Annotated in this window: 14 protein-coding genes and 1 pseudogene; 2 read left to right on the top strand and 13 right to left on the bottom strand. The window is 29.7% G+C overall.

Annotation, left to right across the window (positions count from 1 at the left end; translation table 11 throughout):
• Positions 1–179: 179 nt before the first annotated feature.
• The 7 genes from KPL55_RS04645 to miaB all read right to left on the bottom strand — a co-directional run bounded on the left by KPL55_RS04645 (position 180) and on the right by miaB (position 9,375).
• Positions 180–833 (bottom strand): (Fe-S)-binding protein, encoded by a 654-nt coding sequence (locus KPL55_RS04645; RefSeq protein ID WP_216305538.1) that lies wholly within the window; start codon positions 831–833, stop codon positions 180–182.
• 90 nt (positions 834–923) lie between these two features.
• Positions 924–1,817: an MYG1 family protein gene (locus tag KPL55_RS04640; RefSeq protein WP_216305537.1), complete on the bottom strand. Its 894-nt coding sequence runs from the start codon at positions 1,815–1,817 to the stop codon at positions 924–926.
• Between the two features lie 112 nt (positions 1,818–1,929).
• A complete protein-coding gene (hfq, locus tag KPL55_RS04635; protein WP_216305536.1) occupies positions 1,930–2,163 on the bottom strand; it encodes an RNA chaperone Hfq in 234 nt (77 codons plus the stop codon).
• 53 nt (positions 2,164–2,216) lie between these two features.
• The gene (gene miaA, locus KPL55_RS04630) at positions 2,217–3,146 is read right to left on the bottom strand and encodes a tRNA (adenosine(37)-N6)-dimethylallyltransferase MiaA (protein ID WP_216305535.1); all 930 of its coding nucleotides are present in this window, start codon (positions 3,144–3,146) and stop codon (positions 2,217–2,219) included.
• Between the two features lie 13 nt (positions 3,147–3,159).
• Complete coding sequence (mutL, locus tag KPL55_RS04625) at positions 3,160–5,172, bottom strand: DNA mismatch repair endonuclease MutL (RefSeq protein WP_216305534.1); 2,013 nt, start codon at positions 5,170–5,172, stop codon at positions 3,160–3,162.
• 100 nt (positions 5,173–5,272) lie between these two features.
• Positions 5,273–7,963, bottom strand: coding sequence for a DNA mismatch repair protein MutS (gene mutS, locus KPL55_RS04620; RefSeq protein WP_216305533.1), 2,691 nt, complete (start codon positions 7,961–7,963; stop codon positions 5,273–5,275).
• A gap of 86 nt (positions 7,964–8,049) precedes the next feature.
• Complete coding sequence (miaB, locus tag KPL55_RS04615) at positions 8,050–9,375, bottom strand: tRNA (N6-isopentenyl adenosine(37)-C2)-methylthiotransferase MiaB (protein ID WP_216305532.1); 1,326 nt, start codon at positions 9,373–9,375, stop codon at positions 8,050–8,052.
• 276 nt (positions 9,376–9,651) lie between these two features.
• On the opposite strand from miaB, the gene KPL55_RS04610 reads away from it, so the two are divergent.
• On the top strand, positions 9,652–9,810 hold the full coding sequence (locus tag KPL55_RS04610) for a hypothetical protein (RefSeq protein ID WP_216305531.1): 159 nt from the start codon (positions 9,652–9,654) through the stop codon (positions 9,808–9,810).
• Positions 9,811–9,838: 28 nt separating this feature from the next.
• Positions 9,839–11,035: a pyridoxal phosphate-dependent aminotransferase gene (locus KPL55_RS04605; protein ID WP_216305530.1), complete on the top strand. Its 1,197-nt coding sequence runs from the start codon at positions 9,839–9,841 to the stop codon at positions 11,033–11,035.
• Between the two features lie 59 nt (positions 11,036–11,094).
• Here the strand turns inward: KPL55_RS04605 and KPL55_RS04600 are convergent, their stop codons facing one another.
• From KPL55_RS04600 to KPL55_RS04575, 6 genes and pseudogenes are all read right to left on the bottom strand, one after another.
• Complete coding sequence (locus tag KPL55_RS04600) at positions 11,095–11,985, bottom strand: GNAT family N-acetyltransferase (protein WP_216305529.1); 891 nt, start codon at positions 11,983–11,985, stop codon at positions 11,095–11,097.
• A 271-nt stretch (positions 11,986–12,256) separates the two neighbouring features.
• Positions 12,257–13,093: pseudogene (locus KPL55_RS04595) on the bottom strand (4-hydroxy-3-methylbut-2-enyl diphosphate reductase); the annotation flags it as partial.
• A gap of 24 nt (positions 13,094–13,117) precedes the next feature.
• Positions 13,118–13,792 carry a (d)CMP kinase gene (gene cmk / locus KPL55_RS04590; RefSeq protein WP_216305527.1) on the bottom strand — a complete coding sequence of 225 codons (675 nt, stop codon included), beginning with the start codon at positions 13,790–13,792 and terminating at the stop codon, positions 13,118–13,120.
• Between the two features lie 50 nt (positions 13,793–13,842).
• On the bottom strand, positions 13,843–15,069 hold the full coding sequence (locus KPL55_RS04585; protein ID WP_216305526.1) for a BaiN/RdsA family NAD(P)/FAD-dependent oxidoreductase: 1,227 nt from the start codon (positions 15,067–15,069) through the stop codon (positions 13,843–13,845).
• A 141-nt stretch (positions 15,070–15,210) separates the two neighbouring features.
• Positions 15,211–16,092, bottom strand: a complete 882-nt coding sequence (locus tag KPL55_RS04580; RefSeq protein ID WP_216305525.1) for a MurR/RpiR family transcriptional regulator — start codon at positions 16,090–16,092, stop codon at positions 15,211–15,213.
• A gap of 204 nt (positions 16,093–16,296) precedes the next feature.
• Entirely contained in the window at positions 16,297–17,007 is a 711-nt protein-coding gene (locus tag KPL55_RS04575) for a pseudouridine synthase (RefSeq protein ID WP_216305524.1), read from the bottom strand.
• Positions 17,008–17,114 lie beyond the last annotated feature (107 nt).

Below are 17,114 nucleotides of genomic sequence, written 5' to 3'. Positions count from 1 at the left end.
TCCTTCAGATTCCACGTCACCATGGACACCCTTGTCTTAAGCTATGCACTTGGCACTATTAACCCGTGCTAGGGACTTTCACCCATTAGATTGCGCCCATGCTGGGCGCACCAAAAAAAATAAGACCTATTAAAATAAGTCTTTATTTTATATTTAAAACAACATTCTACAAACAGTATTTAATGTTCATCTATAAAATCATTAAGTTGCTTATGCCAATCATCAGGTTCAAAAGTCCCCTGGTCTGTGTCCTCTCCAAATAAAAGGTCTACTAAATATCGTGGCGTTTTACCACCTATATACATTGATTTAGAGCAAGAAACACAATAAACAACAACATCTTCAACATGCATGTCCTCAGCACGTTTTTTCATATGTTCCTTAACTTGTTCTACAGGAAGAGAACCATAAAAACTATCTCCGCAACAAATTCCCTTTGTTTTAGTTTTTTCTGGTTCTACCAAAGTGATGTTCATTTTTTTTAGTAGCACTCTTACTGCATTATGTATCCTTTCCTGATCTCGCGTAGGACATGCATCAAGTATAGTCATTTCCTTTCCTTTATAATCAGGAAACGGGAACTCTTTTACCTCAGCCAATACCTCCCAAAGTGAAATTGTTGTTATTCCTTCATAGAGCTCTCTATAACGCCTATCACAACCAGCACAGATATTTATTATTTGCGTCCCTTTTTCTAAATTAGGTTTATGTCTACAGCAAATTAAATATTCTTCTATATCTCCTAATTTATTATTTAAAAATTCTAACACCTTTTCCTCTAACTTTGGTTTGTAGATCATTAAAGCACACCCAGGTGCAAATACTTTTTTCATAACACTCCCCTCCCAAACTTATGATTTTTCCAAATAGAGATAGGAGCAAAGACGACGCCCTTGCTCCTTAAAATTATTCTTATACAGGTCCTAAATCGACAATTTTGCTATTTTTAAAACACTCTCCAAACTTTTAGCTGAAGCTATAAATCCTGCTTTGTGGCAAAATATAGCATCGTCTATTTTAATTATAGAATTTATTTCTTCACTTGATTTACCTCTAATTGATTCTAATATATCTTGTCTTGCTTCAAACGTACCTGGTGTTTTCTTTACAGTCTGAATCTTATAATCAACACTAGCATCACCTGGAGAAATAACAAACAATACTTCACTATCTGTATCTATTTTAAGTAATTGTTGAAGCCAAGGGCACCCTTTTTCCAAAACCATTATTTCATTAATAGTTCTATTTTTGAATGCTTCATCTACTATAATCCTTGCGTTTATAACGGAAACCTGTCTACTTATCATTCTTTTTATTACCTCTAAACAATATCCTACAGCTTCTTCAAATGCCTCATCTTTAGAATCATTTGAATCCCATGAAGGATTAAAACATTGAACAATATCACTTATTGAGGTTACTTTAATTTCAGTTTTTATATCTACACCATTATCTGTAGCATCAATTCCCTGCACTAAATTTTTATCAATATAATCAAAAATTGAACTTATATCATTTTCATCAAACTCTGGGTTAAACTTTTGTATTATCCTTGAACCAAACTCTCTCCAAACTAAACCAGAAGCCGCATAAGGGATACTATTTTCTCTTACTTCCTTATCTAGTTGGTGATGGTCAAACTCTCCTAGACATATATCAAAAACAAAGTCTAATTTATTAAGGATTTCCTCATCCCTAGTTCGTACTATCTTTATATCTCCAAATAGTAGATTAAGCATAGCTGCAGCCATAACATCATCTGCATGAAATTTCCCGTTATGTGTTCCTATAGTTTTAATACTCTTTTCATCAATCATCATTTACCTCTTTCGTATTTATATTTAAGCATATAGTATCCTATACACTATCTTTAGTACATTTCATAATAAAAGCCCCTACTTTTATAAGCAGGGGTTAAATGTTAATACTTTATTCTTCTCCACTACTTAAAGATATTAGTTTTATTGGGGTTATGGTAGAAATAGCATGTTTATATACCATCATTTGTTTACCATCACTGTCAAGTACCACTGTAAAACTATCAAAACCTGTTACATAACCTTTTAATTGGAAACCATTTATTAAATATAAAATCACAGGTATTTTATTTTTTCTTGCTCCATTTAAAAATATATCTTGTAGATTATTTGTAGATTTAGTCATTACTGCACATCCCCCACTCATTTTTATTTATAAAATAATATTAATTTATAGTTTTATAGAAAAGATAATTTATTAGCGATATATTCTACAATCTCATCATCACTGCTGAACTCATCTTTGTTTATCCAATTTACCCTTGAATCTTTCCTAAACCAAGTAAGCTGCCTTTTTGCGTAATTTCTACTTCCCTGTTTAATCATCTCTACTGCCTCTTCTAAGGATATTTCATCATTTAAATAATATAATATTTCTTTGTAACCTATCCCCTTCATTGACTGCATATCAGAATTATAGCCCATTTCTTTTAATTTTATAACTTCATCAACTAAATTGTTTTTCATCATTATATCTACTCGTTTATTTATTCTATCATATAATTCCTGTCTGTCCATGTTTAGTACAAAATAATGTACGTTATACGGTATATCTAAAATATTTTGATCTGCTGAAAATGCACTTATAGCTTTCCCGCTGACTTTGTAGACCTCTAAAGCTCTAATAACTCTTTTTAAGTCATTAGGATATAATTTATTATAAGATACCTCATCAATATCTTTAAGCATATCATGTACATGTTCGTTTCCTTTTTCATCTGCTAGCAATGCAAGATACGCTCTATATTCCTCATCTTTATTAGTTGATGCAAAGCTATAATTATATATTAATGAATTTATATAAAAACCAGTTCCACCAACTAACATTGGGAGCTTATTTTTATTTGTTATTTCATCAATTGCACTTTGTGCTCTTTCTTTAAAATCAGCAACGCTAAACTCTTCACTAGGTGATATTATATCTACTATATGATGAGGAATTCCATTCATCTCGGGAGCTGAAATTTTAGCAGAGCCAACATCCATATACTTATATATCTGCATTGAATCAGCTGATATTATTTCTCCATTTAGTTTTTGCGCAAGTTTTATTGAAATTTCTGTTTTCCCTACAGCTGTAGGGCCTGCTAAAATAAATAAATCTTTCATGTTTCCACCTTTTCTATTGTATTCTTTTAAATTTCTTTTCTAATTCATTAAGTGTCATTTTCACTATTGTAGGTCTTCCATGTGGACAAGTGAATGGTTCGTCAAGATATCTTAAGTCGCTAATTAATCTACTCATTTCCATCTCTGATAGTTGATTATTGGCTTTTACTGCTGCTTTACATGCAAGTGATGCTATACGATTATACTTGACTTCCACAGTTTCACCTGAACCCATATTTTTCAAATTATCCAATATCTCATTAAAGAGATTCTTAACATCAGGTTTCCCAAGTAAAATAGGTACTTCTTTTATACTTATTGTATTTTCCCCAAATTCTATAATCTCAAACCCAGTATTAGTAAACACGGCTTCATTTTCAACATAATAAGAATAATCATCTTGACTTAATTCAATTACAATTGGCACTACTAAAAATTGAGAGACAACTTCACGATTTTTAATTTCTTTTTTAAATTTCTCAAATAGTACTTTTTCATGTGCTGCATGTTGATCAATTAAATACAGCTCATTATAAACTTCACCAATTATATAGGTTTTATTAAATTGTCCAATAATTCTAAGCTCAGGGAATTTAGAAATTTTAGTGATTTCATTAGAGCTTTCATTAGGGCTTTCGTTAAAAATCTCTTTAGAAACCCCATTGTCAGATGTTACTCTACTGTTTTCGTAACTAGTATCATCGTTTTCTTTAATGTTTATTACTTCGCTATCGATTACCATATCATTATTAGTCTCTCTACCTACATTGCCTATTGTTCTGGTAACACTCTCATGCCTGTAAGGTGATTCATCAAAATGATGTCTTTCCTTATTTATAGAACTATACTTGAAATCTATTGGAATTTGAACATTCTTTTCTAGTTCTTCTTTAGTTTTTTCATCTATCACTATCTTATTAAAATCATAAATTTCTTTTCTTAAAGTATTTTTAACATCTTCTTTTTCACTATCATTTCCTGTATTTTTACTACTTTCAGTATGACCGTTATTTCCTTCTGGTATATCAAAATCACCTCTTAAACTAGCAGCAATTGCTGAATGAACTGCATCAAAAACAATTTTAAATACAGCCTTATCTTCCTCAAACTTAATTTCAGTTTTTTGTGGGTGAACATTGATATCAATAAACTCAGGAAAAATATCCAAAAATATAACAAAGAAAGGGAATTTGTTAATTGTCAAAAATGATTTAAATGCATTTTCAACTGCTGCAGTAATTAACCCACTTTTAATATATCTTTTATTAACGAAAATACTTTGCCTGTTACGGCTTCCACGACTTATGTCTGCTTTCCCAATATACCCATGGACAGACATTGTATCGCCAAAATTTTCAAAACTTATAATGTTATCTACTACTTCTTTACCATAAATATACCTGATAGTATCAGAGAGATTTGGCGAGCTGTAAGTTGCGAAAACTTTTTTATCATTATTAAGTAATTTAAAAGATATATCATTGTTTGCAAGTGCAAGCCTTCCTAAAATATCCGATATTAAAGCTGATTCTCTTTGGGGCGTTTTTAAGAACTTTTGCCTTGCAGGGACATTAAAAAATAGATCTTTAACTTCAATTGTTGTACCTACATTACATCCAGTTTCTTTAATGTAGAGTATATCCCCTGATGACTGAGATATCTCCTTGCCAACTGTTGATTCGTTAGTTCTACTACTAAGTGTTGTTCGAGATACAGAAGCAATACTTGCTAATGCCTCACCCCTAAAACCTAAAGTATGTATTTTATAAATATCCTCAACATATTTTATTTTACTAGTAGCATGTGGCAAAAATGCCTTTTCGATATCGTCTATGTGTATTCCAGACCCATCATCTGTTATCTTTATATTTTTTTGGCCACCCTCAAAAATCTCTATGCTAATATTTTTAGCACCCGCATCTATGCTATTTTCAACTAACTCCTTCACTACTGAGGAAGGTCTTTCTACAACCTCCCCAGCAGCAATTTTATTGGAAGTTTCAACTTCTAACATATTAATTCTCATTACACGTCACCTCCTCTACTACCTTATAACAATTTAGCTATCTTTATAATAACTTAGTATATTAATAGTACCTGACTATTCTTATAGTACCTGACTATTCTTATAGTAACTTAGCTCTATTTATAATCTCATATAGCTTATTAAACCCATCCATAGGTGTTAGGTTAAGAATATTTATATTTTTAATTTCCTTTAATATATTATCTTTTTCTATGTCTGTAAAACTAATTTGAGTTACTTCATCATTTGCTATATTAGATACATAATCCACAGCCGCTTCTTTTTGCACAATGCTTTCAATACTCTCGATGTTTTTAACTTTATTATTTTTTTTACTCTTAGATATTTTTTGATCTATTAAATCAATTTCAGCTGTATTTTTATTATTCTCTAGAGATGCTAAAATTTCATTTGCTCTGTTTATTACATCCTTTGGTATCCCTGCAAGTTTTGCAACTTCTATCCCATAGGATTCATCAGCTCCACCAGGTACAATTTTTCGAAGAAATACAATTTCATTATCTATTTTCTTTACAGCTACAGAATAATTTTTAACCCCATTAATCATACCCTCAAGTTTTGTTAATTCATGATAATGGGTAGCAAATAAGGTTTTACATCTTAACTTAGTTTTTTTACAAATATATTCAATTACTGACCAAGCAATACTTAATCCATCATAAGTACTAGTGCCACGGCCAACCTCATCTAGTAAAACTAGACTTTTATTTGTTGCATTTTCTAATATATTGGATACTTCCCACATCTCTACCATAAAAGTACTTTTACCTGCAGCAAGATCGTCTGAAGCTCCGATTCTAGTAAATATCTTATCACAAATAGATATATCTGCATCTTCACATGGAACAAAACTTCCCATTTGTGCCATAATCGTTATTAGTGCTACTTGCCTCATATAAGTTGATTTACCTGCCATATTAGGTCCAGTTATCAATAGTAGTTGATTATCCATCGTATCCATATAAGTATCATTATCAATAAACGTATTTGTAGGCATCATTTTCTCAACTACAGGGTGCCTGCCGCCTTTTATATTCATAGTACCAGTTGTATTTATTTTAGGTTTTGTATAGTTGTTTTCTAAAGCAACTGTGCTTAAAGAACTTAAACAATCAATTTCTGATATAAGTTTTGCAGTATTTTTCATTCTTTCTATATGAGTTTCTATCTCTTCCCTTATACCCGTAAACACCTCATATTCGATACTCACTAATTTGTCTTGTGCACCTAAAATCTTTTCTTCCATTTCTTTAAGTTCTGGAGTAATGTATCTCTCGGCGTTTGACAAAGTTTGTTTTCTTATATACCTGCCCTCAGGAATTGAAGGAATATTTAATTTGGTTACTTCTATATAATAACCAAAGACTCTGTTATACCCAACTTTTAATGATTTTATACCAGTTATGCTCTTTTCATCACTTTCTAAACGAGCAATCCATTCCTTGCCATGAGCTTTAGCAAGTCTTAACTCATCTATTTCACTATTAAAACCTTCTTTAATAATATTTCCTTCTTTAATTGAAATTGCTGGATTTTCAATTAAAGAATTATCTAAAGTAATATATATATCTTGTAAATTGTCAAGTTCCTGATATATTTCCTTCATTAATTTGCTATCTAAACTAGCTAAAATAGCTTTAACCTTTGGTATTTTTTCAATAGAGTTTTTAAGCGACATAAGTTCTTTTGCATTAACATTTTTAGATGAAATTTTCCCTACTAGTCTTTCTATGTCATAAATATCAACCAGAACATCTTTTAAATCTTCATGAGAGCTTGTATTATTTTTGAGTTCGCAAACAGCTTCTAATCGCTGGTCTATTAGACTTTTATTTATTAACGGTTGATCTAACCATTTGCGTAGTCTTCTAGCTCCCATTGCAGTATTAGTTCTATCTAATACCCATAGCAGTGAACCTTTCTTTGTTTTATCTCTCAATGTTTCAGTAAGTTCTAGATTCCTTCTAGAATTTGTATCTAAACTTACATGGTCTAAAATATCATAGTATTCAATAGTGTCTATATGAGATAGTGAGCTTTTTTGTGTATCTATAATATAACTAAGTAGTCCTGAAATACTACTAATTAAAGTTTTTGAAAATGAATTTACTTTATAATTGTTAAATTGTTTTTTAATCAAGTCATCATTATTTTTAATAAAATATTCATTAGGGTAAGCTGAATACAATACATTAAATCTTTCCTTTATAGCCTTTAAAATTTCTTCTGGTATATCCTCAGATATAATAATTTCTTTTGGTGTAAACTTAGAAATTTCATCTAATATTGTAACTAGATTAAGTTTAGCCTCTGTGCAACTAAACTCCCCTGTTGAGACATCGCAAAAACATAATCCGCAGAAATCAGTTTTTACGTCAATGTAGATGCTCATAACATAATTATTTTTGGATTCTTCTAAAAATGAAGAATCTGTATATGTTCCTGGTGTTATTATCTTAATAATACCTCTTTTAACAATGCCTTTTGCCGTTGCTGGATCTTCTACCTGTTCACATATTGCAACCTTAAATCCTTTTTCAATTAGCCTTCGAACATAATTATTTGCAGCATGATAAGGGATTCCACACATAGGTGCTCTTTTTTCAAGTCCACAATCACGCCCTGTAAGAACAAGTTCTAGCTCTTTTGCCGCAACTTCTGCATCGGTAAAAAACATTTCATAAAAATCGCCTAACCTAAAAAACAATATACAATCCTTACATGTGTCTTTTATTTCAAAATATTGTATCATCATTGGTGTTAATGCCATTGTTATTCCACCTTGCTTTTCTTCATGAGTACATAATATATAATTATTATATACCCATAAAAGTTAATATTTATTTTTCATATAAATTATATTTCTTCACCAATAAGTGAGAATGAGTGAGCATCCGTTATAAGAACTGATACAAGATCACCAATAGCTTTATGGTTACCCTCAAAGTTTACTAATTTTCCATTTCTAGTTCTTCCTGCTAATCTATTCTTGTCATTTTTACTATAACCTTCTATAAGCACTTCTACAATTTTACCAACACATTCCTTGTTTCTCTCTGCGCAGTTTCTATTAACAACTTCAACTAATCTGTTAAATCTTTCATGTTTAACATCCTCAGGAACTTGCTCTAGCATTTCATCTGCTGGCGTGCCCTTCCTTTTAGAGTAAAGGTACGTAAATGCTAAATTAAATCTTACCTCTTCCATAAGACTTAGAGTCTCTGCAAAATCCTCTTCAGTTTCTCCTGGGAATCCAACTATAATATCTGTGCTTAATCCTACATTAGGTATAGTTTTTCTTATTTTTTTAACTAAGTCCAAATACTGCTGCCTATCATAATGTCTATTCATTCTACCAAGGAGATTTGATGAACCTGATTGCACCGGTAAATGAATTTGCTCACAAAGTTTATCACTCGCAGCAATTACCTCTATTACCTCATCGGATAAATCTTTTGGATGAGATGTCATAAATCTAATTCTTTCTAAATCTTGAATCTCATTAATTCTCCTAAGCAGCTCTGCAAAATTTATATTAGGAATTAATCCCTTTCCATAAGAGTTAACATTTTGGCCAAGTAAAGTTATTTCTTTATACCCTTGTCCTACCATAGTGATTATCTCATTTATAATATCTTCTGGATTACGGCTTCTCTCTCTTCCTCTTACATAAGGCACTATACAATAAGTACAGAAATTGTTGCAACCATACATAATAGTTACAAAACCTTTTATATTACTTTGCCTATCTATTGGAATTCCTTCGATTATCTTCTCTTCTTTATCCCAAATTTCAACTATTGATGAATCACCGTTTTGTATTCTTTTTAAGTACTCTGGGAATTTATGCGCATTATGTGTCCCAATTATGATGTCTACAAATGGAAATTTAGTGATAATATGTTTTGCCATTCCATCTTGTTGCATCATACAGCCAATAACAGCAATTACAAGCTTTGGATTCTCTTTTTTCATTGTTTTTAAAGCACCTATATTCCCGTCAACCTTTTGCTCTGCATTTTCTCTAACACAACAGGTATTAAATATAATTATGTCAGCAGCGGCCTTTTCTGTAGTTCTTTTATACCCTACTGGTATTAACATACCGGATAATTTTTCGGAGTCCTCCTCATTCATTTGACAACCCCATGTTTCTATATAGTATTTAAGCATTTCATTCATTAGTGTATTCTCCTTTTTAAAAAAAGTATTACTATCTATCATTATATATAATTTCAATGCATTTTTAAAGTCATTTTTACTAATTGAGAATATTTAATTAATTTACTTGGACTATATGTAAAAACTAGTTTATAATATTAATAATTGTTTTTCTAATGTAATTTAGAAAATAATATACAATTGAATCAGTTTTTTTAAATTAGCTCTAACATTTATTTTTGCTTTTTAAATTAAATCCGAATTTTAGGAAATACTACCTAAAAGGGGTGATTTAATATGTATGATGCAAAAAAAGAAGAAAGCGTTAGAGATAAAAAAATACGATTTGATTGTATAGTTGACAGATGTTATTACTCTAAGTGTAACTATAGCAATATGGTAGACATGAAAGTATCAAGTGCGCCTGTCGAAAACATAATAAAAGAATTTAGTTAGTTTTAAATTTGGATGGGAGGGTAACAATATGAAATTATCTAACAGAATTAGCGCAATGCAATTTTCAACGATTCGTAAACTAGCTCCATTTGCCGATGAAGCTAAAAAAAGAGGTGTTAGTGTATATCATCTTAACATAGGGCAACCAGATATAAATACTCCTGAAACATTCATGGAGGGTATGAAACACTATACTGATAAGGTACTTAAATATGTTAATTCTAGAGGTACCGACCCATTAATTGAAAGTTTTATAAAGTATTATAAAGAATGGGGAATAGATTTTACCAAAGATGAAATTATGATAACTAATGGTGGCTCTGAAGCAATAATGTTTACTCTTATGGCCATCTGTGACCCTGGTGATGAAATTGTAGTTCCTGAACCATTTTATACAAATTACAATGGATTAGCTGATGTTGCATCAGTTAAAATCGTTCCATTTATTACAAAAGCAGAAGAGGGATTTCATCTACCTTGTAAAGAAAATATTACTAGTAAAATTACAAATAAAACTAAAGCAATAATGGTGTCAAACCCAGGAAATCCTACTGGCGTTGTATACACTAAAGATGAAATAAGAATGCTAGCTAATATTGCAAAAGAAAACAATATATTTCTTATTGCTGATGAAGTTTATAGAGAGTTTGTTTATGATGATTTAAAATATACATCTGCTTTATATATGACCGATGTCTTAGACAACATAATTTTAATTGATAGTATCTCTAAACGTTACAGTGCATGTGGTGCTAGAATTGGTTTAGTTGCATCAAAAAACAAAGAACTTATGAGTGAGATTCTTAAATTAGGACAAACTAGGCTCTGTGTACCTGCAATTGAGCAAGCGGCCGCTGCTAATTTAATAAACACTCCTAAATCTTATTTTGAAGATGTAAAAAACGAATATGAGCAAAGAAGAAATATATTACATAAATACTTAACTAAAATACCAGGAGTAATTTGCCAAAAACCAACAGGTGCTTTTTATGTTGTAGCAAAACTTCCAATAGACAATTGCGAAGACTTTGCTAAATGGTTATTGACAGATTTTGAGCATAATAATAAAACAATAATGGTTGCCCCTGCAGAAGGTTTTTATGGTACTAAAGGATTAGGAGTAGATGAAATCAGGTTATCCTACTGCTTAAATACAACTGCATTACAAGATGCTATGGAAATTTTAGCAATAGCTATTAAAAAATATATCGAAATTAAAAAGTAGTTTCAAGTAAAAAATAAACAACATAAAAAGAGATAGATGAGGGTTCATTTTATGAACCATTATCTATCTCTTTTTATATTATTTAACTTCAGTTTTTGCCAAGTATAAAATTCTTTTTTAATATTAAATCCTAAATCAATATATAAATTCAAAGCTATAACATTATTGGAATCAACCTTTAAAGATACCCTAGAAAATTCATTATCCACAGCTATATTAAGTAAATGTCTTAAAAACACTTTTCCATATCCTTTTTTTCTGTATTTTTCTATTATTCCAAAATTCACTATACTTGCAACTTTATCTTCAATAATTATTTGTCCATATCCAATGGGTATGTTATCAAATTTAATAAATATTGCGCCTTTATCAAAATAATATTCCTGTGCTTCATCATAATAAATATCTTCTATATTTATCGGAATTCTATCATCATTTTTAAATATTTCATTTTGTAGTAAACATCGTGCCTTTTCATCTTTATCCTTTTTCACTACAGAAAAACTAATTCTATCATCAGAAAATGTATTAAGGTATTCTTTGAACTCTTTTTCTAGTTCAATAAATCCTTTGCTTTTCTCAAACCCTAACTTATTTAAAATATTCATATTCGTTATATTATCTTCACATTCATAAGTTATCAAATTATTATTCACAAGTGAACTAATTAAGGTTTTATAAAGAAATATTGTATTGTTATCCTCTATTACATTCATTGAATTTATATCACTATGATATTTATTTTGCTTTTCAAACCATATATAACCTATATAATTATTTTCTTCTAATAGTAAGTTAACATTTTTTCTTAGAAACAATCTTTGAAAAATATTACTATTATCATATAACTCAAAGAAATTTTTGTTTGATAGACTAAAATTAGTATTAAATTGATTAAGCTTTCTGAAATTATCAATATTTTTCAAACTTAGACTTATTAACTTATGCATTTATCCTTACTCCATTAATTTTTATTTTAACCGAATTTGATTATCTATAAAAGTATAATACTTTTCTAATTATAAATCTATTACTAATACTATATTATTAATTTTATTTATTATTCAATAATCCTAAAATACAGATATGTATTTTTCATATACTTATATATTACTTATATCATGCAAATATATCAACTCATATATGAAAAATATAAAAACGTGTAAACATAAATTTATGTTACACGCTTTTATTTTTAATCTAATTCGAAAACAATATTTAACTCATTTTTAAAATTGCCTCATCTATAATCCAATTTGGGGTTGAAGCTCCTGCTGTAACTCCAATAATCCTTAGGTTTTTATCTTTTATAAATTCATCTGGTATACCTAATACATTCTCAACATATATTGTATTTTTACAATATTTCTTGCATATTTCATAAAGTTTTGTAGTATTAGAGCTATTAAATCCACCAATAACAATCATAGCATCAACCTTTTTTGAAAGTTCCTCTGCAGATTTTTGGCGCACTTCTGTTGCACTGCAAATAGTATTAAAAGCAACTATTTCTTTGCTAGTTTTTATAACTTTAGTCAATACATTCTCCCAAGTAGCTTGTGTTTCTGTCGTCTGTGCTACTACACATACCCTATTTGCTATTAAATCTAACTCATCACCACTCTTAAGTATTATTGCGTTGTTTTTACACCATCCATTAATCCCAATTACTTCAGGATGACTTTTATCTCCTACAATAATTATATGATACCCTAGATCGTAATATTTTTTCACCTTTTTATGAATATTTGAAACATACGGGCATGTTGCATCTATTACATTAAGGTTAGTATTTTTTAAAATATTTATAGTGTCCTCAGATACTCCATGTGATCTTATAATTAAAGTATCGTTTTCTTTTAAACTATCAATATTATTAAGTTCTATTGGATATATTAAATTTTCTTTCAAAAAATCCACAACATCATTGTTATGTATAAGTGGACCTAATGTATATATTTTATTATTATACTTTTTCCTCATGTTAATAGCTGTATCTACCGCTCGTTTCACTCCAAAACAAAAACCAGCTGAATCTGCAAGTATTATTTGTCTCATTGGGACATCTCCTTAAAGCGTGTCTTAGATGCTTGACTTATTATTTATAATCTCTGAATTCATCCGTAATGTTATTACTTGAACTACTCCATCAATGTCTAAATTCGAAGAATCTATTTCAATTGCATCTTTGGCTTTTGTAAGTGGATTAACCGCTCTGTGTGTATCGCTATAATCTCTTTTTATAATATCATTTAGAATCGTATTATAATCAACTTGTAATCCTTTAGCGATTAATTCTTCATACCTTCTTTGGGCTCTTTTTTCACCAGATGCTGTTAAGTAAAATTTAAATAGTGCATCCTTAAGTACTACAGTACCAATATCTCGTCCATCCATAATAACATTGTATTTCTTAGCTATATCTTGTTGCAAGTCAACAAGAATTTCTCTGATTTCAGGAACAGCTGCGTACTTTGAAACATTATTGCTTATAACAGGCATATTTATCATGTCCGTCAAATCTTCATTATTAACAATTATATGATCCTCTTCAAAATGCATTTCTAAAGACTTAACTAGTTTTATTAACCCATCTACATTATTTTCTGAGATATTTGCATTCATAGCCTTAAGTGTAACTGCTCTATACATTGCACCTGTGTTAATATACATAAGATTGAATTTTTCACCTACTATTTTTGCTATAGTACTTTTGCCTGCACCTGCAGGTCCATCTATGGCAACAGAAAATATCATTATACTCTCCTCCCGACCTTTATTAAACTACTACTACTTAAATTAAGTAGTTAATCTATCCCTACATTATTTCCAGCTAAACTTCCAGTTGATAATGCTATTTGAAGATTGTAACCGCCTGTGTATGCATCTACATCTATCATTTCACCTGCAAAAGATAAATTGTCAATTTTCTTTGATTTCATGGTAGAGGCATCTATTTCTAAAGTATCTACACCACCACTAGTTATAATTGCTTCTTCTATTGGGCGAAGACCCTTTATGTGAAGTGGTAAATTTTGAAGTAAATTAACTAGTGTTCTTCTTTCTTCTTTAGTAACCGAATTAACTTGTTTATCTTCGTCAATATTCGATAATTGAATTATTGTATTAATCAATTTGCTAGGAAGTAAATCATTTAATGAATTTTTAAAAGCTTTATTTGCATATTTTAAGAAATCACTTTGAACTCTTTTATCAAGTTGGATTTCACTTAAAGCAGGTTTTAAATTTATCAAAGCCATTAATTTTTCTCCATCTTTCACAAAACTACTGGCACTTAAGACAATAGGTCCTGAAATACCATAATGAGTAAAAATCATTTCTCCAAATTCTTTATATATATTCTTATTTTTACTATTCATAATCTTTAATTCTACATTTTTTAGAGAAAGACCCTGTAAATCTGTAATCCATAGTTCTTCTACTTCAATTGGCACAAGGGATGGTCTAGGTGTAATAATGTTGTGCCCTAAACCACGAGTGTAAGTTAGTCCTTCACCAGATGAACCAGTTTTCGGATATGATAAGCCACCAGTACATAATATGAAATAATCTCCATATATGATATTTCCGTTAGCAAGTTCAACACCAACTATCCTCTGATTATCGCGAATTAGCTTTTTCACTTTTGAATTTAATAATACTTCAACATTTTTATTTGCTAATTCGTTATTAAAAGCTTTTATTATATCAGAAGATTTATCTGATTCAGGGAATACTCTATCTCCTCTTTCAACTTTAAGATTAACCCCTAACGCCTTAAAGAAATTCATTGTATCTTCATTTGTAAATGAATATAAAGAACTATATAAAAAATTAGGATTGCATGGTATATTTTCGAAGAAATCCCCAATATCCTTTGCATTTGTAATGTTACATCTACCCTTACCAGTTATATAAAGTTTTCTTCCTAATTTATCATTCTTTTCTATGAGTACCACATGATGTTTTGATGAAGCTGTAACAGCTGCCATCATTCCTGCTGGTCCTCCTCCAATAATAATTACCTTTGACACAAAATCACTCCCTTATTATGTTTACTATTATAACTTAATATATTATTTTATTTAACCTAATTCAAAATTACAAAAAATCAAAAGAAAATCCCAATAAAAGGATTCTCATAGAACGTGTTACTAAGAATTATTTTATTAGATTTATTCTCTATCTTCTTTATCTTTAAAAGAATAAACTTGATATTCTTCCCAAATCTCTTCTAAAGTAGAAAATGTACTTGAAATTTTTTCTTTTTCTCTTAAACCCACAGCAATAATTAAAGCATTTATTACACTAAGTGGTGCTACTAAAGAATCAACAAATGAGGCCATATTACTTTGTGCTATCAATGTATAATCTGCTTTAGCTGCTATCGGAGATAATAAACTATCTGTTATTGCTACAACATTAGCATTTCTACTTTTAGCGAAAGCTAATGCTTCTATTGTTCTTGTTGTATATCTAGGAAATCCTATTCCAATTACAACATCTTCCTCAGAAACATTTAGCATTTGCTCAAATATATCACTTACACCATAAGCAACAACCTTAACATTATCTAAAATTAAATTCAAATAAAAAGCTAGAAATTCTGCGAGTGCTGATGAGCTTCTAAGCCCAATTATATATATCTTTTTAGCTTTAAATAATGAATTTACTATATCCTCAAAAGTTTTGTGATTTATTTTATCAAGTGTAGCTCTAATATTTTCCATATCAGCTTTAAGTACACCTTTCAGCGCATTTTCTTGCGTAATAAAGTCATTAGATAATTCAATTCTTTGAACGGTTGTCAATTTGTTTTTAATTAATTCTTGTAGTGATTTCTGTAGTTTTGGATAACCACTAAATCCTAACTCATTAGCAAATCTTACAACAGTGGATTCACTAACTCCTACGCTAATACCTAATTTAGCTGCTGTCATAAATGCAGCCTTGTCATAGTGTTTTAATATGTATTCTGCTATTAACTTCTGACCTTTACTTAAGCGAGGAAACTTGACTTGAATAGCGCGCATCAAATCTTGTTTGTTATTTTCCATTATAAACTCAATCCTTTCTATCTTAAAACTCAATTTAATGAAATAAAAATTTCAATAGACAATAAAATGAATTTTTTTATTTCATTTTATCATCTATTGAAGATACTTTCAATGGATTATTCATTTATATAACGTTTTTATCTATAATTTTGTTATATACAGCTAAATAATTCAATTTTATTCCATATATATTGCATGATTTAATTATAAATTCTTCAAATAATCTATTTCATCTTCAGTTAAATTTCTCCATGACCCCTTTTCCATATCTCCGAGTTTAATGTCACCAACAGAAATTCTCTTGAGTGCAATAACCGGATGATCTATCGCATCGCACATTTTTCTAATTTGGCGATTTTTACCTTCATGTATTGTAATTGTAGCCCTGCAGTTAAACCCAACTCTTTTAGTCATTTCAAAATTTGCTTTCGCTGTAGTATATCCATCAATATCAATACCATTACAAAATTTATCTATTTCTTCTTGATTTGGGCATCCTTCTAAGATTGCTATGTATACTTTGTTAATTGCTTGCCTTGGATGAATAACTCTGTTATAGATATCACCATCATTAGTTAATATAATTAAACCACATGTATCATAATCCAAACGCCCTATAGGATATATTCTTTCTTTTACCTTAACTAAATCTAAAATGGTTTTTCTATCTTTCTCATCCTTTACAGTAGAGACAATTCCTTCAGGTTTATTTAATGCAATATATACTTTATTTTCTTCTATATTGATAATTTTATTATCTACCTGTACAACATCTTCCTCAGGATCTATTTTATGTCCAAGTTCTGTAACTTCTAAATCATTTACTTTTACTCTCCCAGCTGTAATTATATCCTCACATTTTCTACGTGAGGCAACACCACACCTTGCCATAAATTTTTGCAAACGTTCTTCCACTATACCACTTCCTAATATTATTTTATTTACTATATAAAATTCAAATTAAATATATATGTATATAAGTCTTCATGTAGAATTATATATATATATTAACACAAAATCAA

Origin of the sequence: Clostridium lacusfryxellense (genome assembly GCF_018861735.1) — a bacterium.
Classification (GTDB): Bacteria; Bacillota; Clostridia; order Clostridiales; family Clostridiaceae; genus Clostridium_AD; species Clostridium_AD lacusfryxellense.
This window is presented reverse-complemented; position numbering and strand designations above follow the sequence as displayed.